Annotated in this window: 20 protein-coding genes; 8 read left to right on the forward strand and 12 right to left on the reverse strand. The window is 71.0% G+C overall.

Annotated features, from left to right (window positions below):
- Nucleotides 1-7 precede the first annotated feature (7 nt).
- Nucleotides 8-844 (reverse strand): polyphosphate--glucose phosphotransferase, encoded by an 837-nt coding sequence (gene ppgK / locus AC08OX_RS03230; RefSeq protein WP_476606431.1) that lies wholly within the window; start codon nucleotides 842-844, stop codon nucleotides 8-10.
- A 284-nt stretch (nucleotides 845-1,128) separates the two neighbouring features.
- Here ppgK and moaA point away from each other — a divergent pair, with 284 nt between their 5' ends.
- Together moaA and AC08OX_RS03240 are read left to right on the forward strand one after the other, a co-directional pair.
- Nucleotides 1,129-2,115, forward strand: coding sequence for a GTP 3',8-cyclase MoaA (gene moaA / locus AC08OX_RS03235; RefSeq protein ID WP_476606432.1), 987 nt, complete (start codon nucleotides 1,129-1,131; stop codon nucleotides 2,113-2,115).
- Nucleotides 2,112-3,272: an NTP transferase domain-containing protein gene (locus AC08OX_RS03240; protein ID WP_476606433.1), complete on the forward strand. Its 1,161-nt coding sequence runs from the start codon at nucleotides 2,112-2,114 to the stop codon at nucleotides 3,270-3,272. The genes moaA and AC08OX_RS03240 overlap by 4 nt, the downstream gene beginning before the upstream one ends.
- Here AC08OX_RS03240 and AC08OX_RS03245 read toward each other — a convergent pair.
- Nucleotides 3,236-3,658 carry a hypothetical protein gene (locus tag AC08OX_RS03245; RefSeq protein WP_476606434.1) on the reverse strand — a complete coding sequence of 141 codons (423 nt, stop codon included), beginning with the start codon at nucleotides 3,656-3,658 and terminating at the stop codon, nucleotides 3,236-3,238. The two genes, AC08OX_RS03240 and AC08OX_RS03245, sit on opposite strands and share 37 nt — an antisense overlap.
- Nucleotides 3,659-4,164: 506 nt before the next feature.
- Between AC08OX_RS03245 and AC08OX_RS03250 the strand changes: the two genes are divergently transcribed.
- A complete protein-coding gene (locus AC08OX_RS03250; protein ID WP_476606435.1) occupies nucleotides 4,165-4,884 on the forward strand; it encodes a hypothetical protein in 720 nt (239 codons plus the stop codon).
- A gap of 2 nt (nucleotides 4,885-4,886) precedes the next feature.
- Nucleotides 4,887-7,370 (forward strand): AAA family ATPase, encoded by a 2,484-nt coding sequence (locus tag AC08OX_RS03255; RefSeq protein ID WP_476606436.1) that lies wholly within the window; start codon nucleotides 4,887-4,889, stop codon nucleotides 7,368-7,370.
- On the opposite strand, the gene AC08OX_RS03260 is transcribed toward AC08OX_RS03255, so the two are convergent.
- The 7 genes from AC08OX_RS03260 to AC08OX_RS03290 form a co-directional block, all read right to left on the reverse strand.
- Nucleotides 7,330-8,649: an MFS transporter gene (locus AC08OX_RS03260; RefSeq protein ID WP_476606437.1), complete on the reverse strand. Its 1,320-nt coding sequence runs from the start codon at nucleotides 8,647-8,649 to the stop codon at nucleotides 7,330-7,332. The two genes, AC08OX_RS03255 and AC08OX_RS03260, sit on opposite strands and share 41 nt — an antisense overlap.
- Before the next feature lie 118 nt (nucleotides 8,650-8,767).
- Nucleotides 8,768-10,177 (reverse strand): acyl-CoA carboxylase subunit beta, encoded by a 1,410-nt coding sequence (locus tag AC08OX_RS03265; RefSeq protein ID WP_476606438.1) that lies wholly within the window; start codon nucleotides 10,175-10,177, stop codon nucleotides 8,768-8,770.
- Between the two features lie 230 nt (nucleotides 10,178-10,407).
- The gene (gene fabF / locus AC08OX_RS03270) at nucleotides 10,408-11,634 is read right to left on the reverse strand and encodes a beta-ketoacyl-ACP synthase II (protein WP_476606439.1); all 1,227 of its coding nucleotides are present in this window, start codon (nucleotides 11,632-11,634) and stop codon (nucleotides 10,408-10,410) included.
- Nucleotides 11,631-11,879, reverse strand: a complete 249-nt coding sequence (locus AC08OX_RS03275) for an acyl carrier protein (RefSeq protein WP_011437861.1) — start codon at nucleotides 11,877-11,879, stop codon at nucleotides 11,631-11,633. The genes fabF and AC08OX_RS03275 overlap by 4 nt, the downstream gene beginning before the upstream one ends.
- Nucleotides 11,880-12,071: 192 nt before the next feature.
- On the reverse strand, nucleotides 12,072-13,019 hold the full coding sequence (locus AC08OX_RS03280; protein WP_476606440.1) for a beta-ketoacyl-ACP synthase III: 948 nt from the start codon (nucleotides 13,017-13,019) through the stop codon (nucleotides 12,072-12,074).
- A complete protein-coding gene (locus tag AC08OX_RS03285; RefSeq protein WP_476606441.1) occupies nucleotides 13,016-14,056 on the reverse strand; it encodes an ACP S-malonyltransferase in 1,041 nt (346 codons plus the stop codon). Before AC08OX_RS03285 ends, AC08OX_RS03280 begins: the two co-directional genes overlap by 4 nt.
- Before the next feature lie 216 nt (nucleotides 14,057-14,272).
- On the reverse strand, nucleotides 14,273-15,820 hold the full coding sequence (locus AC08OX_RS03290) for a PucR family transcriptional regulator (RefSeq protein WP_476606442.1): 1,548 nt from the start codon (nucleotides 15,818-15,820) through the stop codon (nucleotides 14,273-14,275).
- Between the two features lie 239 nt (nucleotides 15,821-16,059).
- On the opposite strand from AC08OX_RS03290, the gene AC08OX_RS03295 reads away from it, so the two are divergent.
- Nucleotides 16,060-16,266: an RNA-binding S4 domain-containing protein gene (locus tag AC08OX_RS03295; protein WP_173645788.1), complete on the forward strand. Its 207-nt coding sequence runs from the start codon at nucleotides 16,060-16,062 to the stop codon at nucleotides 16,264-16,266.
- 50 nt (nucleotides 16,267-16,316) lie between these two features.
- On the opposite strand, the gene AC08OX_RS03300 is transcribed toward AC08OX_RS03295, so the two are convergent.
- Entirely contained in the window at nucleotides 16,317-16,844 is a 528-nt protein-coding gene (locus tag AC08OX_RS03300) for a lytic transglycosylase domain-containing protein (protein ID WP_476606443.1), read from the reverse strand.
- 31 nt (nucleotides 16,845-16,875) lie between these two features.
- Here AC08OX_RS03300 and AC08OX_RS03305 point away from each other — a divergent pair, with 31 nt between their 5' ends.
- Nucleotides 16,876-17,451: an IS607 family transposase gene (locus AC08OX_RS03305; RefSeq protein ID WP_476606456.1), complete on the forward strand. Its 576-nt coding sequence runs from the start codon at nucleotides 16,876-16,878 to the stop codon at nucleotides 17,449-17,451.
- Complete coding sequence (gene tnpB / locus AC08OX_RS03310) at nucleotides 17,448-18,776, forward strand: IS607 family element RNA-guided endonuclease TnpB (protein ID WP_476606444.1); 1,329 nt, start codon at nucleotides 17,448-17,450, stop codon at nucleotides 18,774-18,776. The genes AC08OX_RS03305 and tnpB overlap by 4 nt, the downstream gene beginning before the upstream one ends.
- Before the next feature lie 140 nt (nucleotides 18,777-18,916).
- Here tnpB and AC08OX_RS03315 read toward each other — a convergent pair whose 3' ends face one another.
- Complete coding sequence (locus AC08OX_RS03315; protein ID WP_476606445.1) at nucleotides 18,917-19,672, reverse strand: tyrosine-protein phosphatase; 756 nt, start codon at nucleotides 19,670-19,672, stop codon at nucleotides 18,917-18,919.
- A gap of 67 nt (nucleotides 19,673-19,739) precedes the next feature.
- The gene (locus tag AC08OX_RS03320; RefSeq protein ID WP_476606446.1) at nucleotides 19,740-20,519 is read right to left on the reverse strand and encodes a NeuD/PglB/VioB family sugar acetyltransferase; all 780 of its coding nucleotides are present in this window, start codon (nucleotides 20,517-20,519) and stop codon (nucleotides 19,740-19,742) included.
- A gap of 161 nt (nucleotides 20,520-20,680) precedes the next feature.
- Here AC08OX_RS03320 and AC08OX_RS03325 point away from each other — a divergent pair, with 161 nt between their 5' ends.
- Nucleotides 20,681-21,724 carry an NAD-dependent epimerase/dehydratase family protein gene (locus AC08OX_RS03325; protein ID WP_476606447.1) on the forward strand — a complete coding sequence of 348 codons (1,044 nt, stop codon included), beginning with the start codon at nucleotides 20,681-20,683 and terminating at the stop codon, nucleotides 21,722-21,724.
- The last annotated feature ends 132 nt before the right edge of the window (nucleotides 21,725-21,856 follow it).

A 21,856-nucleotide genomic window follows, 5' to 3' on the forward strand; every position in this document is an offset into this window, starting at 1 on the left:
CGGTGGATTATGGTCGCCTGCCGCCCGGGGGGCGGGTCGCGGGACCTCGGCGGCGGGCGGGCCGGGCAGCCGGTCGGGGCCGGTTCTGGTCGACCAGGCCGGAGATGGCGGCGCCGACGATGCCCGCCTCGTTCTGGAGTTGCGCGGGGATCACTCGGGTACGCACCTCGAGCTGGTCGAGATATTTGTCCGCTCTCTTGCTCACCCCACCACCGATGATGATGAGGTCGGGCCAGAGCAGCGCCTCGATGGTGTTGAGGTACCTGGTCACCCGCTTGGCCCACTTCTCCCAGGAGAGGCCCTCGCGTTCCCGGGCCGCATCGGACGCCCTGGTCTCCGCGTCGTGCCCGGAGATCTCCAAGTGGCCGAGTTCGGTGTTGGGCACGAGCTGGCCGTGGAGGAACAGCGCGGTACCGATCCCGGTTCCGAACGTCGTCACGACGACCAGGCCGGTGGTGTCGCGTCCGGCGCCGAAGGTCATCTCGGCGATGCCCGCCGCGTCCGCGTCGTTCATCACGGTGATGTCCACCGGGCCCGTGGCGGCGGCCGACCCGCCCAGCGCCTCGGCGAACAGGGACACCACGTCGGTGCCGATCCAGGACGGGGCGATGTTCGCCGCCGTGAGCGCCATCCCGTTCTTGACCACTGCGGGCAGGGTGGCTCCCACCGGTCCCGACCAGCCGAAGCGGCCAACCACCTCCGCCACGGTCGCGGCCACCGCGGTGGGCTCGGCCGGCTGCGGAGTCGCCAGCCGGAACCTGGGCGCAGCCAGCGACCCGTCCTCGACGTTGACCGGAGCGCCCTTGATTCCGCTTCCGCCGACGTCAACCCCGAAGACCTGCATCGCCGAGCCCTCCCCTACCGATGTTCTGACCTCGCCGACCCTGCCGACCTCGCCGACCCCGCCGCCGGTGCCGCCGCGGTGCCGTGGGCCGAACCGCCGCCCAGTGACCGCGGACGTCCGTCGACCGCACGAGTTGTAGTCTCGCAGGCGATCGGGGCGGCCACGGTCCGACTGCCCACGTCGTGGCCCCTCCGTCCCGATCGCGTCCCGCCGGTGAGTCCGCCGCCGCGTGGCCCGACTCGGGACGAGCCGCGACTCAGACGAACGGCTCTTACCCTGGAGGAATGAGCCTCACTGACACCCATGGTCGCATCGCGACGGACCTGCGGGTGTCGTTGACGGACCGCTGCAACCTCCGGTGTACCTATTGCATGCCGGCCGAGGGACTCGCGTGGCTTCCTGGTGAGCGGATGCTGACCGACGACGAGGTAGTCCGGCTGGTTGGCGTCGCGGTTGGGCGGCTCGGCGTGACCGAGATTCGCCTCACCGGCGGTGAGCCCACGCTGCGTCCGGGTCTGGTGGAGCTGGTGGCGCGGCTCGCGGCCCTGCGGCCGCGGCCCGAACTGTCCGTCACCACGAATGGTCTGATCCTGGCCCGCCTGGCGGGCCCGCTGCGGGCCGCCGGTCTGGACCGGATCAACGTCTCCCTGGACACGCTGGACGCGGACCGGTTCGTCCGGATCACCCGCCGGGAGCGGCTCGGTGACGTGCTGGCAGAACTGTCCGCCGCCGCCGCGAGCGGGCTCACCCCGGTCAAGGTCAACAGCGTCCTCGTTCGGGGCGTCAACGACGACGAAGCCCCCCGGTTACTGCGCTGGTGTCTGCGGGAGGGCTACGAGCTGCGGTTCATCGAGCAGATGCCGCTGGATGCGCAGCATGCGTGGCGTCGGGACACGATGGTGACGGCCGGCGAGATCCTTGCCTGCCTGCGGGCGGAGTTCACCCTCACGCCGCTGCCGGGCCGCGGCAGTGCGCCCGCCGAGTTGTTCGAGGTGAACGGTGGGCCCGGGCGGGTGGGGGTGATCGCCTCGGTGTCGGCGCCGTTCTGCGCGGCCTGTGACCGGGTCCGGCTGACCGCTGACGGCCAGGTGCGTGACTGTCTGTTCGCCCGGCGGGAGAGCGATCTGCGGACCCCCATGCGTGCCGGCGCGGACGACGAGCGGCTCGCGGCTCTGTGGCGGGCGGCCGTGCGGGGCAAGAAGGCGGGGCACGGCATCGACGAACCGACCTTTCGGCAGCCGGACCGGCCGATGTCCGCGATCGGCGGATGACGGTGGCCAGGTCCGGGTCGCATGCCGGTGTCCCCGCGGGTTGGAGTGCCCTGGTGCTGGCCGGGGGTGGGGCGCGCCGGCTCGGCGGCCGGGACAAGCCGGCGGTGATGGTCGGCGGTTCCACCCTGCTCGAGCGGGTGCTGTCCGCGGTGTTGGACGCCGAACGGGTGGTCATCGTCGGTCCCCGGCGTGACCTGGCCGTCGCTCCGATTCCGCCTGGTCGGGTGCGCTGGTGTCGGGAGGATCCGCCCGGCGGGGGACCGGTCGCGGCGATCGCCGCCGGCCTTGTCGAGATCACCACACCGTTCGTCGCCGTCCTCGCCGCCGACCTGCCGTTCCTGACCGGCCGGGAGATCGCGCTGCTGCGCCGTGGGGTCGCGGACCCCGCGGCGCAGGCCGCGCTGCTGGTCGACCCGGACGGTCGCCGGCAGTTTCTGGCCGCGGTGTGGCGGACGGCCTCGCTGTGGGCGGCGCTACCCGCCGATCCGATCGGGCGCCCGGTGCGCGGCCTGTTCGCAGACCGTCCGGTGACCGCGGTCCGGGCGCCCGCCCGGACCTGCCTCGACTGCGACGAACCGGCGGATGTGGCGCGGGCCCGCAGCTGGGCCGCGGTGGGGGAGCGTGGCCCGGCCCGGCACGATGGACCTATGACCTCCGCCGATGACCAGCAGCCTGATCACCAGTCGCGGTCCGATCATCGGGCTTCGGCGGATCCGCCGCCCCCGGAGGCCGGACGTCATCGCCCGCCGCCCGCCGCGGCCGTCGGCTCGGGTGCCGGCAACGTTCGGGACAAGAACGTTCGGGACAAGAACCTCCTGGAGCGGGACGTCCTGGCGCAGTGGGTGTCGGACGTCTGCGCCGAGCTCGGCCTCGACGCGGCACGGATCGACGTGGGCGCTGTTCTCGATCTCGCGCGCGACGTCGCCCACGGGGTCGCGCGTCCCGCGGCGCCACTCACCGCGTTCCTGGTTGGTCTGGCCGCCGGCCGGAACGCGGGCGGTGCCCACGGTGAGGAGGGCGGAGGCGAGGGGGGTACGGATGGTGAGCGGGAGGCCGCGGCGGCGCGCGCGGCGACGTCGGCCGTGCTTGGCCTCCTGGCGCGGGCGGGGACCGGACCCGCTCAGCCCATCCGGCCCGGACCCGCCTCGTCGAGGTAGCCGCGCATGTCGATCGCCATGGTGCGCACCGCGTCCTGGTCCGGCTCCGCGTACTCCTCGCCACGCGCCGACGCCCGCGCGTATCCGAAGGTCAGTCGCGGCAGCACCTGCGTCGGTGTGTCCATCCCGCCCTCCCAGCCGGGTTCGTCCCCGGTGAACGCGGCAGGTCCGGAGGGCAGGTCTCCGGAGGTGGGGGAGGCCGTCACGACGACCCAGTCGATCACACCGAGTATGATGATCGCGGCGAGTGCTGGCAGGGCCGCGATCGGGTTCCAGGCGGCCAGCCCCACCAGGACGAACACCGCGACCACCGTCAGTCCGCCGATGAGGTGCCGCCGCGCGGGACGAAGCGCGGGAACCTTACGACCATGCCGATAGTGGGCCATACCGACAGTGTGCCTGGGATGCCGCGTTCGGCCCGACCGTGGCCGCACCGCCCGAGTGCGGCCACGGTGCCTCACCCGGGATGGCGTTTCGCCCGGCCCGGGGCCCGGCCCGGTGCCCGATCTGGAGGAGGCGTGCGGTATGCCCGGGGACGTTGGTTCGACCACGGGGGGATCGGGGTATGCCGCACACGCCGATCCGAGGCCCGGGCAGCGGCGTCCACCTCCAGGTTGGCGTTCGTGTTGCCCCACAGGCAGATTATGACTTATTGTGATTGCCTTGACTCCCGTGGTCACCGAATCGGGGTTCGGCGTGCCGGAGTGGCGTCGGGCACCCGGAGCATCCGACAGCGGAGGGTATGTACTTCCTCTCTTTTTGGCGAAGGTTGCGTAGGTCGACCCCGTCCTGAGTCACACTTTTCGAAGGAAAGCAAAGGACCATGGCCCGGCGCCGCACCATGTGTTCAACCTCGCGAAGCTGGAGGTTCGCCGTGGAGGCTCGACGTCGGATGACACGTCCGCGCCGAAAGTCCGCCCCTGGCACCCTGCTGCTGCTCGGCGTAATCGTCTCGGTGTTCCTCGCCGCCGCTGCCTGCGGCTCACCGAGTTACGAATACGTAACCAACAAGAAGGACGGCGCGTTTGTGCGTGTCCCGACCGGGTGGAATCACCAGGAGATGCCCGGACCTGCGCTTTTCGGGATCGACGCCCGCAATGTCAGCCCCGAGATGCTGCGCGGTCTCATGTCGCGGGAATGGGTCGTCGGCATCGACGCGGCCCAGCGGTTCGACAACACCCGGCTCCTTGTGCCGGACGCAACGCAGCCGAAGGGGTTCGTCCAGGTTCGCCACCTGCTCCCGGAGGAGGCCAACGCGGTCTCCACCAACGATCTGCGCAACTTCGTCCTCTCCGTCGACGACGCGGTGGCCGCGCAGGAGCAGGCCGTGCGGCAGAACCCCTACGGTGCGCGGCTGACGCCGAACTTCCTGCTACTCGCGGACGAGGTTGTGCACAAGAAGGATGGTGTGCACGGGGTGCACCTCATTTACCAGGTGCAGACCCAGGCCGGGCTGGTCACCATTGACCAGACGAGCCTGCTCGACAACGGGCAGCGAGTGCTCTACCAGCTGATCCTCGCGTGTTCGTCGTTGTGTTACGCCACGCATGGTCAGCAGATCGGCGATGTCGCCAAGTCCTTCACGATCGAGCCGACGGACCGAGGTCAGTAGTCATGGGCGTGAGAGACCAGGCAGGTGGGACCGCCGACGGCGGGGACCCGAAGCCGAATGCCACCGGTCTGGCTGGTCCCGACCCCGGTGGCACGGATGCGAAGCCGGCGAGCGCGACCGCCGGCAAGCCACGCCGCCGTCCCCTCGCCTTCTGGGACCGGGTGAAGTTCCTGCTCCTGCTCGGGGCGGTCTTCGTCTTCGTCGTGGCGGCCGACGTGTCCGGCAACCCGTTGATGATGTGGGCTGACTCGATCCGCATCCAGGCCAGGAACAGCTGGTGGATCCTGGCCCTGCTGGGCGTGGAACTGGTGCACCAGCTCCACATGTTCCTGGGCGAACGGTGGTCGGGCTACTACGTCTTCTGGACCGATCGGGTCTTCGGGCAGGCCGAGCGTCGGTTGCTGCGGCTCAACGACTGGAACCGGTACCGGGTCAGCCGTGCGCTGAAGTGGATCGTCGGGGCCGCGCTCGCCCTGTTCGTCTACGCCCGCCTGGCCGATACCTCGGTCTTCGACGCGATGGTGAACGTCCCCGGCGCCGTCTGGAAGGCCATCCCGGCGGTCCTGCAGATCGTCCTGCTCATGACCCTCGTCGTCGGCCAGTTCGTCGTGATGTTCTGGTTCCTGTCCAAGGGCGGCGTCGACGTCTACTTCCCCGAGGACATCACTACCCGCTTCGCCGACGTGTGGGGGCAGGACCACGTTGTCAGCCGGGTGAAGGAGAACGTTTTCTACCTGGAGCGGCCGGAGGAGATCGAGAGCCGGGGTGGTCATGTTCCCGGCGGTATCCTGCTCTGGGGGCCGCCGGGCACCGGCAAGACCCTCATCGCCGAGGCGGTCGCGGGAGAGACCGGGAAGCCCTTCGTGTTCGTCGACCCGGGCGCCTTCCAAGCGATGTTCATCGGGGTCGGCATCCTCAAGGTGAAATCGCTGTTCCGCAAGCTGCGCAAGCTCTCCCTGCGTTATGGCGGGGTGATCGTCTTCTTTGACGAGGCCGACACGCTGGGGAGCCGGGGTCAGCTCGCCGGGGGATTCGGCCGCGGGGCCGGAACCGGTGCCCGGTCGTGGTTCGCCCGTTCCGGGTCGCCCGCATTCGTCCCGGTGAGCGCGGCCCCGGCAGGACGGGTCTCGGCGAGTGCGTTCCCGACCGGCGCCGGCCGCCGGTTCGCCGGCCGGCCCGGATCGGTGGGCGAGGGCGGTCCGGGGGACCTGTGCAACGGCCTGTCCTACCTGAGCGAGGCGGCCCGCGCGGAGATCACCCGTGAGCAGTTCGTGATGGGCGGGGGCGGCGGCGGTTTCGACGGCACCCTGCAGGCGCTGCTCACCGAGATGTCCGGCCTGAAGAAGCCGCGGGGCTTCCTCAACCGGGTGGTGCGCCGGACGTTGGGCATGCGGCCCAAGCCACCGCCCAAATACCGCATCCTCGTCATGATGGCGACGAACATGCCGCAGTCGCTTGACGAGGCGCTGCTGCGCCCCGGCCGCATCGACCGGCAGTACAAGGTGGGCTATCCCAGCAAGGAGGGCCGGATCCGCACCTTCGAGGGCTATCTGTCGAAGGTGCGCCACGAGCTCACGCCGGATCAGATCGACCGGCTGGCCATCATGAGCCCGGAGGCCACCGGGGCGACCATCAAGGACACCGTCAACGAGGCCCTGGTCCAGGCGGTGAAGGACGGCCGGGAGGTCATCACCTGGCAGGACATGCTCCGGGCCAGGGTGATCAAGGAATACGGCCTCGCCGACGACCACGAGCACATCGACCGGGAACGGCACAGCATCGCCCTGCACGAGGCGTGCCACGCCGTCGTCGCCTACCGGATGCAGCGTGGGCGGGTGATCGACCTCGCCACCATCGAACGCCGCGGTGGCGTCGGCGGGTTCGTGGCGCACGTCGCGGTCGAGGACCGCATGTTCATGTGGAAGTCCGAGATCGAGGTGCAGGTGATGGTCTCCCTCGCCTCGCTCGTCGGCGAACGGATGTTCTTCGAGGGGGACAACACCGTCGGTGTCGGCGGCGACCTGCGCAGCGCGACCCTGCTCGTGGCCAACTTCATCTCCTCGGCGGCGATGGGGGAGACCCTGGCCTCGCGCCTGTCCATGCTGGAACAGGAGATGGGTAACGCCTCCATCGACGCCGACCGGCCGTTCGGCGAGCAGGTCGAGGGCAAACTTCGGGAGCTCTATGCCCGTACCGAGGAGGTGCTCGCCGCGAACCGGCGGGAGATCCTGGCCCTCACCCACGCGCTGGAGACCCACAAGACGATCACCGGTGAGGATGTGGAGGCCATCATGGAGGGGTACCTGGGCCCCACCGTCGACGGCCGCCGTTACCACGAGCCCGACTTCCTTGCTGTCGCCGAGAGCTATCACTCCAACGCGGTCCAGGCTCATCGCGGGCAGACCCATGAGCTGCACACGCTCCCCGACCTCGGCCGGGCGGCCGTCAGCCCTGCCGAGGCGGCACCCGCGGCCGGATCGGACTGAGCCGACCCGGGTCCGGGCGCATGCCTTTCACGGCCATGTCTTTCACGGCCGTGGCCCGAAGGGAGCCGAAGGCGTACAACGCCGCGCCGATGGCCGCACCCGCGGCCAGGAGCAACCCGGCGCGCGCGCCGAAGGCCTGGGCGACCCAGCCGGCGATCGGGCCGCCGACCGGCGTTGTGCCGAGGAACGCGACCGACCACAGCGCCATCACCCGCCCACGCATCGCCGGGTCGGCCGCGAGCTGGACCGTGGCGTTCCCGGTCGAGATGAAGGCGACGCTCGTCGCGCCCAGCAGCACCATCGTCGCGATCTCGAGCGGCAGCGTCGGCGCGGCGGCGGCGAGCAGCAGGATGACACCGAAGGTCATCGCGGTCAGGCTCAGTGCCCGGGGCCCAATCCGGCGGCGGGCGACCAGCAGGCCGCCGACGACCGCGCCCGCCCCCATGGCCGAGGTCATCAGGCTGTACGTGGCCGCGGTGCCCCCGAAGGTCTCCCGGGCCAGGAGCGGCAGCACGACCTGGAACTCGTAGGACAGCGTGCCGATCATCACCATCATGACCAACGGTACGCGCAGCGCCGGCGTGCGGCGCACGTAGGCGAAGCCGGCCCGCAGCTGCCCCGGCGCCCGGTGTATCGGCGGATGATCGTACAGCGCTGAGATGTCCATGCGGTGCAGGGCGAACAGGACCGCGCCGAAGGAGGCCGCGTTGATGAGGAAACAGCCGGCGGTGCCCGCGAGCACGATGACGACGCCGGCGATCGCCGGGCCGACGATGCGCGCCGCGTTTATCGCGACCGAGTTCAGGGTGACCGCGTTCGGAAGGTGCTCCGGCCCGACCATCTCCTGGACGAAGCTCTGCCGGGCCGGGTTGTCAACGGCGTTGCACAGGCCGATGAGCGCGGCGGCCACCCCGACCATCCAGAGTTGGGCCGTACCGGTGAGGTCGAGGATGCCCAGCGCCAGCGCGGCGAGTCCGGAGCCCACCTGCGTGCAGATCAGCAGGCGGCGCCGGTCCGTCCGGTCGGCGAGCAGACCGCCGTAGGGCCCGAAGAACAGCACCGGCAGGAACTGGGCGGCGGTGACCAGGCCGAGCGCCGTGCCGGAGGCGCCGAGCGAGAGGACCAGCCAGCCGAGGGCGATGGTCTGCATCCATGTCCCGCAGAGTGAAACGATCTGGCCGCCGAGGAAGAGCCGGAAGTTCGGCACCCGCAGGGCAGCGAACGTGCCACCGGGCGCCTTCGATGCCGAACCGGCTACCTTCTCCATCTGCAGGGTCATACGTGCACCTCCAGGGAGGGCAACGCCGGCCGGCAGATCGTTATTTCGCATCAGGTAAACATTTTCCTCCAGGGTGGACTCTCGTAACAGAATGGCTCTGATAACAGGGATCCGGATGTTACAGGGGGATGTTGCCGTGCACGTTCTTGTCGGTGCGGGAACGGGTCAGCGCGTCGGCGAGGGCGGAGGCAACCGCGCCCCGGGTGGCGGCGGGGGTGACGACCGCGTCGACGACGCCGAGTTCCACGGCGCGGTCGATGCCACCGACGGTGCGGATGTGCTCCTCGGTCAGCTCCGCCAGGACGCTGGGGCGGCGCTGGGCCGGAACCTCGGCGAGCTTGCGACGGTGCAGAATGCCGACGGCGGCCTCGGCGCCCATGACGGCGACCTGGGCGGTCGGCCAGGCATACACGGCGGTCGCGCCCAGGCTGCTGGCGTTCATCGCGATGTACGCTCCGCCGTACGCCTTGCGGGTCACGACGGTGACGCGCGGCACGGTGCATTCGGAGAATGCGTAGAGCAGCTTCGCTCCCCGCCGGACCACGCCTTCCCATTCCTGGCCCACACCCGGCAGGTAACCGGGCACGTCAACGAGCACGACCAACGGAACACCGAAGGAGTCGCACATCCGGACGAACCGGGAGGCCTTCTCGGCCGAGGTCGCGTCGAGGCATCCACCACGGCGCAGCGGGTTGTTCGCGACCACCCCGATGGTACGTCCGCCGAGGCGTCCCAGCACCGTCACGATGTTCGGCGCCCACCTCGGGTGGAGCTCGACGGCCTCGTCCTCGTCGTCGAGCACCGCCTTCACGAGCGGGCGCACGTCGTAGGCCCGCCGAGGATTGTCGGGCAGCAGTTCCCCGAGCTCGCGTCCGGTGACGGGGCCGATGTCGCGCTGATCGGCCAGCAGCACCGCGACCGCCCGGGTCCGCTCGACGGCCTCGTCCTCGGAGTCGCAGGTCACGTGCACGACGCCGCTGCGCCTGGAGTGCACGTCCGGCCCACCCAGGCTGTCGGCGGTGCATTCCTCACCGGTCACCGAACGCACCACGTCCGGGCCGGTGACGAACACCTTCGCCCCTGGGCCCATGATGACGATGTCGGTCAGGGCTGGCCCGTAGGCGGCTCCGCCGGCGGCGGCCCCGAGCACGAGCGAGAGCTGCGGGATCCGACCGGAGGCCCGCACCGTGGCGGCGAAGATCCGGCCGACTCCGTCAAGCGAGGCGACACCCTCCTGAAGCCGGGCGCCTCCCGAGTGCCAGATCCCGACGACCGGGCAGTTCATCCGGACGGCGGACTCGATGGCATGAACGATGCGGGCACAGCCGTCGCGCCCCATCGCGCCACCCTGTACCGTCGGATCTGTCGCGAAGGCGACAACCTCGTTCCCGCCGACAAGCCCTTGCCCGGCAACGACTCCGGACGGGTCGCCGACCGCGAACAGCGACAGGGTGTCTGGATCGAAAAACCGGGCGAGCCGAGCCTGAGGTGTGCGGGGGTCGACTCGGTCGATCGTGGACAGACTCACCGTGCGTCTCCTTGCCTGAGCGGCGTCGGACTGCTTCGCAGGAGGCCGATACGCGACCACCTGTGGTATGCGCCGGCTTCCGCTGGGCACTCGGTCCGGCGACCATGACGCTCGCCGAAACGGCGGGCGGTGCCGCGGCGGCGGTGGGGTGGCCGGCGCCGCCGCGGGTGACATCGGTTGGTGGTGGTGCGGGCGGTGGACGTCTGACCAGCCGACCGGCCGGCCGGCGGTCAGGCGGTGAAGGCCAGGCAGATGTCGTGACCGCCGAACCCGAACGAGTTCGACAGCGCGGTGCCCGGGCGGATGGTCCGGTTGTCGATCCGCACGACGTCGAGCGCGATCTCGTCGTCGAGAGCGTCGAGGTTGCGCGTCGCGGGAACCAGGTGCTCCCGCAGCGCCAGGACGCTGAACACGGCCTCTACCGCGCCGGCGGCACCGAGCAGGTGCCCGGTGGTCGACTTGGTCGACGTCACCGCGATCTCGTCGATGTGGTCGCCGAAGGCGCTGCGCAACGCCAGCGCCTCCGCCGCGTCACCGGCGGGGGTGGACGTGGCGTGGGCGTTGACGTGGACGACGTCACGGGGTTCCAACGAGCCGGACCGCAGCGCCGCCCGGATCGCCCGGGCCGCGCCGGCACCGGTCGGCTCCGGCGCGGCGATGTGGTAGGCGTCCGAGCTGATGCCGGCGCCGGCCAGGGTGCCGTGGACCCGGGCACCGCGGGCGGCCGCGTGCTCGGCCGCCTCGAGGATGAGGATTGCCGCGCCCTCGCCGAGCACGAAGCCGTCCCGTGCCTTGTCGAACGGACGGGAGGCGGCCTCGGGTGCGTCGTTGCGGCGGGACAGCGCCTGCATCTGCGCGAAGCCGGCCATGGTCAGCGCCGAGATCGCCGCCTCGGTACCGCCGGCGATCACGACGTCGGCGCGCCCGGCCCGGATGATGTCCAGCGCCAGCGCGATGGCCTCCGAGCCGGAGGCGCACGCGCTGACCGGGGCGTGCACCCCCGCCTTCGCGCCGAACGCCAGGCCCACGGTGCTGGCCGGGCCGTTCGGCATGAGCATCGGCACCAGGTGCGGGGATACCCGCCGGGGGCCCTTCTCCCGGATCACGTCATGCTGGTGGAGCAGGGTGAGCACGCCCCCGATCCCCGAGGCCACACACGCGGCGAGGCGTTCCTGGTCGACCTCGGGTGAGCCCGCGTCAGCCCACGCCTCACGCGCGGCGGTCAGAGCCATCTGCTGGCTGCGGTCGAGGGTACGAGCCTCGACCCGACCCAGCGGCGGCTCGACCGCCAGCGGCGCGGCGATATGGACCGGGAGCTGCTCGACCCAGCCCTCGGTGAGACGCCGGACGCCGGAGCGGCCCGAGAGCAGACCCTCCCACGTCGAGGCGACATCGCCACCGAGGGGAGTAGTAGCCCCGAGGCCGGTGACGACGACCTGCCTGGGGGTCGTGGTCACGCCGCGACACCCGCCCGCTGGATGTAGGAGACCGCGTCACCGACGGTCTTGAGGGTCTTCACGTCGTCGTCCGGGATCTTCACCCCGAACTTCTCCTCCGCGGCGACGACCACCTCGACCATGGACAGCGAGTCCACGTCCAAGTCGTCGATGAAGGTCTTGTCGGCCGTCACGTCGGCCGGGTCGACACCGGCGACCTCTTCGAGGATGACGGCAAGACCGGCGAGGATGTCAGCTTGGGACATGATCGTTCCTCCTGATGGGATGTTGTCGGTCGGTGGCGGGTGGTGCGCGGGGCTGCCGTGTACCAGCGCGGAAGCGCGGGCGCCTGGATCAGGGGCGTGGTCGGGCTGATGGTCATCGGACGCCTCGCCGCAGTGCGGTGCGGGACGGTCACGGTGCGGTGTCGAGGGTTGGTCGAGGGTTGGTCGAGGTTGTCAGGGGCAGCGCACGAGCTGCCCGCAGTAGGTCAGGCCGGCACCGAAGCCGAACAGCAGCACCGGGTCTCCCCGGCGGATCTCGCCGCTCTCCAGCAACCGGCTGAGTCCCAGCGGAATGCTTGCGGCGGAGGTGTTGCCGGCGTCGACCACATCGCGGGCAACGGCGGCGTTCGTAGCGCCGATACCCGTCACCAACGCTTCGACGACCCGCAGGTTAGCCTGATGCGGAACGATACCCGCGAGGTCCTCGGGTGCCACGCCGGCCTGCTCGCAGATCTGGCGGAGAACCGGGACCAGGGAGATCGCCCAGCGGAACACCGCCTGGCCCTCCATGCGGAAGGAGTTGTCGCCGTAGCCGGGGACCTGGATCGTCTCGGGCCGGGATCCGTCGTGCCCCCAGACCGCCGGGCCGATCTCGTTGGTCTCCGCCGGGCCGATCACGACTGCTCCGGCACCGTCGGCGAGCAGGATGCAGGTGCTGCGATCGTCCCAGTTGGTGTAGTCCGACAGCCTTTCGGTGGCCACCACGAGCACGTTGCGCAGGGTGCCAGCGCGCACCATGTCGGCGGCCGTCGACACCGCGTAGCTGAAACCGGCGCAGGCGCCGTTGATGTCGAACGCCCCGGCCCGGCCGGCCCCGATGCGATGGGCGATCTGCGGACCGGCACCCGGGATCTGGGAGGGAGAGGTACAGGTCGCCCCGATCACCAGATCGATCGAGTCGGCGGTGAGGCCGGCGGCGGCGAGCGCCTTCTCCGCGGCCGCGGCGCCCATCGCGACGATGGTTTCCTCGTCGTCGGCGATACGCCGGCTGGCGATGCCGGTACGGGCCTGGATCCAGGCGTTGGAGGTGTCGACCCGTTGGGCGATCTCGTCGTTGGTCACCACCCGGGCCGGACGGTAGACGCCGAGGCCGAGCATGCGGGCACCGGTCAGCTCGGTCATGCCAGCGCTCCCACCAGGGCGTCGTCCGTCGTCGAGCCCGGTGGAGTTCCGGGGGTTGGGTCCGCCAGGCTTGCCAGGCTCGCCGGGACCGCGCTCAGGAGTTCGGCGCCGAGGTACTCGGCGACCAGCTCGCGGGCCGCGGGCAGGTCGTCGGGGCTCTTCACCGCGTGGATCGTGACACCGGGCAGTTCCCGGCGGGCGATCCCGGCGAGAGCGCCGGCCGGGGGGAGTTCGATGACCGCACCGACCCCGAGATCGCGCAGCGTCGCGAGGCACAGGTCCCACCGGACCGGCGCCGCGACCTGGGCCACCAGCCGGCTGATCAGCTCGGCCGGGTCGGTGACGATCGCCCCGTCGGCGTTGGACAGCGCGGCGGCCCGCGGTACCCCGGGCCGGAGGCCGCCCGCGACCGCGGCCAGCGCGTCGCGCGCGCAGGACATGTGCCGGGTGTGGAAGGCGCCGGCGACGGACAGGGGACGCAGCCGGACACCCGCGGGCGGCTCCGCGGCGAGCCGGGCGAGGTCGCGGGCGGTGCCGGCGGCGACGATCTGCCCGGCACCGTTGCGGTTGGCGGCGGTCAGGCCGAGTTCACTCAACCGGGCGGCCACCGCCTCGGGATCACCGCCGAGCAGCGCCGTCATGCCGGTCTCGACCCGGGCGGACGCCTCGGCCATCGCGCGTCCCCGCAGGGCCACCAGGACGAGGGCCTCCTCGGCAGTGAGGGTGCCGGTGAGGGCCGCGGCGGTGATCTCGCCGACGCTGTGACCGGCCAGCACCAGGGTGTCCGGTCCGACCGGGGAGGTGACCGGCAGCCCAAGCTGTTCGGCCGCGATCAGCCCGCTCGCGACGATCAACGGCTGGGCGATCGCCGTATCCCGGATCGTCTCGGCGGGCGCCTCGCACCCGGCTTCGAGCAGGTCGATCCCGACTGCGGCGGACCACCAGCGCAGCCGTTCTTCCGCCCCCTCGAGACCGCGCCAGGCGCGGAGCTGTCCGGGGGTCTGTGCACCCTGGCCGGGCGCGAGGATCGCGAGCACCTCTTCACCTAACCCCTCACGAGGACCGGTTGTCGCTGGCGGCCACTCACCGATGTGTCGACCGGCTGTTGTAGGTGTCCTACAAGCCGATCTGTTTGGATCGGACGTTGCTGCGCGACGCCGACATCGGCCTGGAATGGCATGACGGACCTGCAAAGTAGTTCGATGTGACCATTCTCGCGCGGGGGTGAGAGGGTCGTGGGACGACTTGAATGATCATGTTTTGCCTGTAGGTAACACACCGTCGAGGCGTCCCAGAACGAGCGCAATATGCAGGATGAAGCGTTCGCGGTGGTCCGCCGGATCCAGCCCGCACACCTCGGCGGCCTTACGGAGTCGGTAGCGGACCGTGTTGGTGTGGAGATACAGCGCCCGGGCCGTCGCCTCCAGCGACGAGCCGAAGTCGAGATAGGCCCCGGTGGTCTCCAGCAGCGGGGTACCGGCGTCGCGCAGCGGGGCGTACACCTCGTCGATGAGCGCCCGCCGGGCGTCGACGTTCCCCGCGAGGGCGAGTTCCGGGAGCAGAGCGCGGGCCATGACTGGCCGGGGTGCGGCCGGCCAGGCGGCGACCACGTCCGTGGCGGCGAGGGCGACCCGCGCCGCGTGCGGTGCCCCGGTCAGGTCACCGACCACCGGGCCGACCACCACCGGGCCCGGCCCGCAGGCGGGAAGCAGTGCCCGGGCCGCGTCGAGGACGGTGTTCACTGGCGCGGTGCCGCCGGCCGGGCGGGTACCCGCGGTGGCGGGAGGTTCGACGCTGTTCTCCGGCTGGAGGGTCATCTCGGGACGGCCGATGCCGTCCCTGCCGGCAGTGAAATTCCCGCCTACCACCATCACCAGGCGATCGTGGTGGACCCCGGCGAGAACCTCCAGCTGGGCCATGCGGGCGAGCCGGTGCACCTCATCGACCACCACCTCCGGCGAGTTGCTCCCGGCCGTGCCGACGATGACGGTGACGGACGGCGGGTTACGCCAGCCCACCGCGGCCGCCCGTGACGGCAGCGCCCGGTCGACCTCGCCCCGGACCACGTGGTCGACGACCAGCGCCTCCAGCCGGGCGTCCCAGGCACCGCGTTCCTCGGCGGCGCGGGCGTAGACGACCGCGCCGGCAAACGCGATGTCACGGGAGTAACGCAGGACATCGGCGAGCAGCCGTTGTTCGTGCTCCGGGCCGGCCAGGTTCGGCACCTCGGCCTCGATCGCCTCCACCGCGACCCGGACCAGATCGACGAGTCGGCGGAAGGTCACGGCGCGGACGAGTTCCCGCGGGGCGACCCGGAAGACGTCCTCGGACAGATCCCGGGCGTGTTCGGGCCGCCGGCACCACTCCACGAACGACGAGATGCCGGCCTGCACCACGAGCTGAATTCCGGCGCGGTGACTCGCCGACATGGCCGGGAACCAGGGCAGCGCCTCCGCCATCCGGGCCGCCGCCCGGGATGCGAGCATCCCGCTCGACCGTTCCACCCGGCGGATCACCTCGCTGGTGCTTTCTCCGCCGGATGTGCTCCCGGTCGATGTGGGTCGGGCCTGGTCGCCGACGGGTCTGGGGCTGGCCCCGCCGGCCGACCACGGGTTGCCCAGATCGGGGATACGCGGCTCCGGGTAGTCGACGGATTGCTCCGGCACCGGCTCGGTTTCGGGGCTCGGCTCGATCTCGCCTGCCGGTGTCCGGACGGGGGGCGCTCCCGGTTCAAGGCGGGCTGTCCCAGTCACTGTGTCCGAGGAGGAATCCGAGGAGGAGGCTGCCACGTCCGTCAGCATGCCTCAGCCGTCCCGCACCCTGTGTATTGCCGGTCCCGTCATGTTGCCGGCCCCGTCATGTGGCTCCGACGGGTGGTGCGGATGGGGGCCCGGTCCTGATCGGTCGGGATGCCCCGGTCGGTCGGGCCTGGTCCCGGGCGTGGAATTCACCGAACGGGGATGGTGTCGAGGCGGGAAAGGCCACAGGAGCAGGAGCAGGAGTAGGCGTGGGAGCGGAGGCGATGCGGGATGCTGCGGGCATGCGCGAGGTGAGCATTCGTGGAGACGGGATACGGCTGGGGCAGTTCCTCAAGCTCGCGGATGTGGTCGAGGCCGGATCCGAGGTGAAGGAGCTGCTCGCGGGCGGGATGGTGCGGGTCAACGGGGAGGTCGAGACCCGGCGGGGCCGGCAGCTCGCGCCGGGGGACGAGGTTGCCGTGGCCGGCGAGGCACTTCGGGTCCTGTGAGCCATCGCCACGACTCTGCTGGTCGCCGGGCGTCTGCCGGTCGCCGGGCGTCAGAGCCGGTCGGAGTAGGTGGCCGCCCAGTCGTGGACCTTTGTCACGTAGGCCCTGGTCTCCTGGAAGTCGGGGATGCCCCCGGCGGTTCGCACGGCGTCCGGGCCGGCGTTGTAGGCGGCGAGGATCAGCGAGACCCGGTCACCGGGTAGATACCCGACCTCCTGGGCGAGCCGGGCCTCGTAGAAGGCCGCGGACGGGATGGCGTCGAGCGGGTCGAGTGGGTCGGTGATCCCGTCGTGGTTACCGTCGATCCCGAACTCGGCCCAGGTGGTGGGGAGGAACTGCATGATGCCCCGGGCGCCGGCGCGCGAGACCGCCTGCGCGTCGAACTTGCTCTCCACCCGGGCCTGCGCCGCGAGCTGCGCGGCGGTCAGGACACCGTAGGTCGCCGCCGCGGACCGGAAGACCGGGACCAGATCGTCGGGCACGTCGACGTGGGGGTACCGCAGCACGCCGCAGCCGCTCATCAGGGTGATGACGATGAACGCGGCCAGGGGTGAAAGCTGCTGCCTGCCGAGCGTCATCTAGCGTCCCTTGGAGGTGTATAGTGACCATGTGAACCTCAAGGAGTGGGCCGAGTCGCAGGGCGTGTCATACACATCGGCGCGCCGCTGGCACCGCGAAGGCACACTCCCCGTCCCCACCCGCCGGGTTGGCCGACTGATCCTCGTCGGTGACGTCGAGGCGCGACCGGCACCGGCCGGCGTCACAGCGGTGTACGCCGGGGTGTCGTCCGCCGACCAGAAGGCCGACCTTGACCGGCAGGTCGCACGGATCACGACCTGGGCAGCCGGGCAGGGCATGGCCGTCGGCAAGGTCGTCACCGAGGTCGGCTCGGCACTCAACGGCCACCGGCGGGAGTTCCTCGCGCTGCTGCGCGACCCGCAGGTGGCGACCATCGTCGTCGAGCACCGCGACCGCTTCGCCCGGTTCGGCGCCGAGTATGTCGAAGCGGCGCTGTCGGCGCAGGGCCGGCGGCTGCTGGTCGTCGACCCGGCCGAGGTCGACGACGACCTGGTGCGCGACGTCACCGAGATCCTGACGTCGCTGTGCGCCCGGTTGTACGGTCGTCGGGCCGCCGTGAACCGTGCCACGCGTGCGGTCGCCGCCGCCACCGAGGCAGCCGAATGACGACGTTGCAGGCGTACCGGTTCGCGCTCGACCCGAACGGCGTCCAGCTTGCGGGCCTGCGCAGGCATGCGGGGGCGGCCCGGTTCGCCTACAACTGGGGCTTGGCCCGGGTGAAGGCGGCGCTCGCCCAGCGGGACGCCGAGAAGACGTACGGCCTGGCCGGTGATTTGCTCACCTCGGTGCCGTGGACACTCCCGGCGCTGCGGCTGGCGTGGAATGCAACCAAGGGCGACGTTGCGCCGTGGTGGGCGGAGTGCTCGAAGGAGGCGTTCTCGGCCGGGCTTGACCAGCTCGCCCGTGGGTTGAAGAACTTCACCGACTCCCGCAACGGCAAGCGCAAAGGACGGCGGGTCGGCTTCCCGAGGTTCAAGAGGCGGGGCAAGGCCCGCGACAGCTTCCGTTACACCACCGGCGCCTACGGGCCGGTCGGCGACCTGCACGTCAAGCTGCCCCGCATCGGCCGGGCCAAGGTTCACGAGCCGATGGGCGCCCTCACCGGACGCCTCGGCAACGGCCGCGCCCGGCTGTTGGGCGCGGCGGTATCCCGCACGGCAGGCCGCTGGTACGTGTCGTTCACCGTCGAGGTCGAGCGAGAGATTCCCGTCCAGCCATCCCGGCGGCAACGCGCCGCCGGCCCGGTGGGCGTCGAGGTGGGCGTGAAGCACCTCGCGGTGCTGTCGACAGGTGAGACCATCGCCAGCCCGAAACGGCTCGCCGCCTCGCTGCGTCGCCTGCGCAAGACGTCGCGGGCCTACGCCCTGTCCAAGCCGGGCAGCGGCAGCCGGCGGCGGCGGGCCGCCGCCTTGGCCCGCATCCACGCCCGGGTCGCCCAGCAGCGGCGCGACGGGCTGCACAAGCTCACGACCCGGCTCGCGAAGGCCCACGACACGGTCGTCGTCGAGGACCTGCACGTCGCGGGAATGGTCCGTAACCGGCGGCTCGCCCGCGCGGTCGCCGACGCCGGCATGGCGGAGACCCGGCGCCAGCTTGCCTACAAGACCCGCTGGTACGGATCGACGCTCGTCGTCGCCGACCGCTGGTATCCCAGCTCGAAGACCTGCTCCGGCTGTGGCTGGCGAAACCCAAGCCTGGCGCTGTCCGAGCGCACGTTCACCTGCCAGTCCTGCGGGCTGGTACTCGACCGTGACCACAACGCCGCGATCAACCTGCACAACCTCGTCGCAGCCAGTGCGTCGGAGATGGTAAACGCCCGTGGAGCCGACCGTAAGACCCGCACGAGCGGGCAGGTGGCTAAGAAGCGGGAACCGAGCGCGGCTTCGGCCGGTCAGACTCGGGGCGCCTCGCCGAGAGGTAAGGCGGCATGAGAGCGCCATTGGACGCTCACATGCAACGGTAGAACGTGCGGGCACCCCATTGATCATCCGCACAGTCCGTCCCCGGGATCGGGGATGTCCCGTTGCCCACGTCGTCATGCCAGGTCCCGGGGGTCTTCGTCCACGCGAAGCTATCCAACCAGGGCCGTGCGCAGTGACCGCAGGTCGGTCTCGGTGAGACCGGCGTGCCGAGCCCAGGCCGCGGGACCGCCCCAACCGGCGTCGACACCGGCCAGGAAGCCCCGCATGACCTCGGGCCGGCAAGCCAGGTGGCCCGAGGTGAGCAAGATCACCGAGTGGTTATAGGACGGTCGGTCGGCCAGGCGGGCGTTGACCCGGTCGATGCGCTCGTTCGTCTGGACGTAGTCGGCGACGATCGCCTCGGGGTGCACGCCGACGAGACTGAGGAGCAGGGCCGCGAGCACGCCGGTACGGTCCTTTCCCGCCGCGCAGTGGAACAGGGCCGGGCCCGCCGTCGGCTGGGCCAGCAGGCGCAGCGCCCTGGCCACCGAGTCCCCGGCCAGGCGCAGGTAGTCCAGGTAGTGCTCGATCCGGTCGGCTGAGTCGCGGTCCTTGACGATGGCAGGGTAGCGCGGGTCGTCCGGCATCACCCATTCACCGGGGAGAAAGGACAGATTGTGGTAAGTGACCGGTTCGTAGGCGAGCGGCCCGCGGCCCTCCCGCTCCGCTTCCTCCTTGGCCCGTAGGTCGATGACCATGCGTAGCCCGAATGTCTCCCGCAGCGTGAGCACGTCACCGTCCGTCAGGGCCTGGACGGAGTCGGTGCGCAGGAATACCCCCCATCGGGTGGTTGCACCGTCCAGGGTGGGCAGCCCACCCAGATCTCGTGCGTTGTCGCAACCCGACATGTTGAACCATCGCTCCACACGCTGATCGTAGAGCCCGAGACGGTGCCGCCGGGCCCGTTGGACGCAGCCGGGTCAGGGGTGCGGATCAGCCGCACGGTGGGGCGCCCCGCTGACTGGGCGGAGGTTTGGCGAGCCTCGCCGTCGTGCGTGCTCCACCCGACTCGGGTTGCGGCTGGTCGGGTTGCAGCTGCCCGGGTGCGACGTGCCCGGGTGCGACGTGGATCGGCCGGGCGGGCACCCCGGCGACGACCTGCGCGGCCCGGATGTCGTCGGTGACGACGGACCCAGCTCCCACAACCGCCCCGTCGCCGATGCTGCGCAGGCCGACGATGCTCGCCTGCGCGCCGATCCACGCCCGCGCGCCGACGGCCACCGCACCGGAGAGCCGGGCCCCCGGCGCGACCGTGACGTAGTCACCCAGGCGGCAGTCGTGCGCCACGCTGGCGCCGATGTTCACCACTACGTGCCGACCGGTTTCGACGTTGGTGGTGATGCTGGCGAGAGCACAGACGACGGTACCCGGCCCGAGCTTCACGTCACCTCCGACGCTGGCCCGGGGGTGGACGAGGGTCGCCGGTCGTCGGCCGCGGGCGCTGGCGTACCGGTCGACGCGGGACCGGGTGGCCGCGTCGGCGAAGCCGATCAGGTAGTCGGCGTCAAGTCGATCGAGTAGGTCGAGCCCACCGAGGAGAACGGCTCCGCGCCGGGCGAGTGGATCCGGGTCCACACGGTCGTCATCGACGAAGCCGAGGATGTCGTAGCGGGGCCCCTCGGTGGCCGCGTTGACCGCCTCCACCAGATCGAGCAGCTCCCGGCCGTGCCCTCCCGCGCCCACGATGACCAGCGAGCGCAGGTGAGCGGGCACGCGGCGACCGTAGCCCCCGATCTAAGCGAGTTCAATCTGACACTCAGAGTAGTTGGATGGGCCGTCCTGGCTGGCGTGGTGTCGCTCTTCGTGAAGAGATGGCCGATGTAGGCGACCGATCATACTACTATCTGTATCATCATGATCTCGAAGGGTGATGAATGGTGAAGGTAGTCGTGACGGGTGGGGCCGGCTTCATCGGGGCCCACCTGACCAGAGCGCTCCTCGCGGCAGGCACGGAGGTCGTCGTGATCGACGATCTCAGTACCGGGGCGCTGTCGAATCTCGCCGGGCTGCCTGCCGAGCTCGTCGTCGGCAGCGTGACCGACCGGACGCTGGTCGAACAGGCGTGCACCGGGGCGTCGAGCATCGTGCATCTGGCTGCCCGGCCGTCGGTCGAACGGTCGTTGCTCGACCCGATGGCCACCCACGCGGTGAACGCGACCGGCACCCTGACGGTGCTCGGCGTCGCCCACCGGGCCGAGACGCACGTCGTCGTCGTGTCCTCCTCATCGGTTTATGGCGATCGGTCGGCCGCTGGCGATCGGTCGGCCGCTGGTGGCGCGGGTCCGCTGCCGCCCTCGGCGGGCACCCCGTGCCTTCCGCGCAGTCCCTTCGCGGCCTCGAAGCTCGCCGCCGAGGGATATGCGCTGTCCTACCAGGCCAGTTTCGGTCTGCCGGTGCTTACGGTCAGGCTGTTCGACGTGTTCGGCCCCTACCAGTCCGCCGGGCACGCGTACGCGGCCGTGGTGCCGACCTTCATCGAGGCCGCGTTGGCCGGCCGGCCGCTGACGGTGCACGGGGACGGCCGGCAGACGCGCGATTTCATCCCTGTCGAGCTGGTCACCGGGATGCTGTGCGATGCGGTGTGCCGCCGGCTGACCCATCCACACCCGGTCGACATCGGGTCCGGGACCCGTACCGATCTGCTCACCCTGATCGCCCGGCTGGAGGGGATCCTCGGCCGGCGGCTGGTCGTCGAGCACGCCGCGCCCCGGCCCGGGGAGATCCGGGACTCCCAGGCGGACACGACGACGATGCGTTCGCTGTTCCCGGACGTGACCGGGGCGGCTCTCACCACCGAGTTGGCGGCAACCGTGACCTGGTACGCCGACCGACTGGGGGCGGACCGCGCCGGGCCGCCAGCCGCCGGGCCGCCGGGCGCGACGCTGCCCGCGTCCGCCGTCCACGGTGACCGGGATTGAGCCTGGATGGCGGATCATCCGCCGGCATCCGACAAACTCTCGGCCGTCCAGGCACTCCCGCACCACCAAGCTGTCTTGGCCGTCCCTCGCGGGTGGCTGGGCCGTCGTTTGGCGTGCCCGGGGTCAGACTGG

Source organism: Frankia sp. CoBUL1 (genome assembly GCF_978021245.1).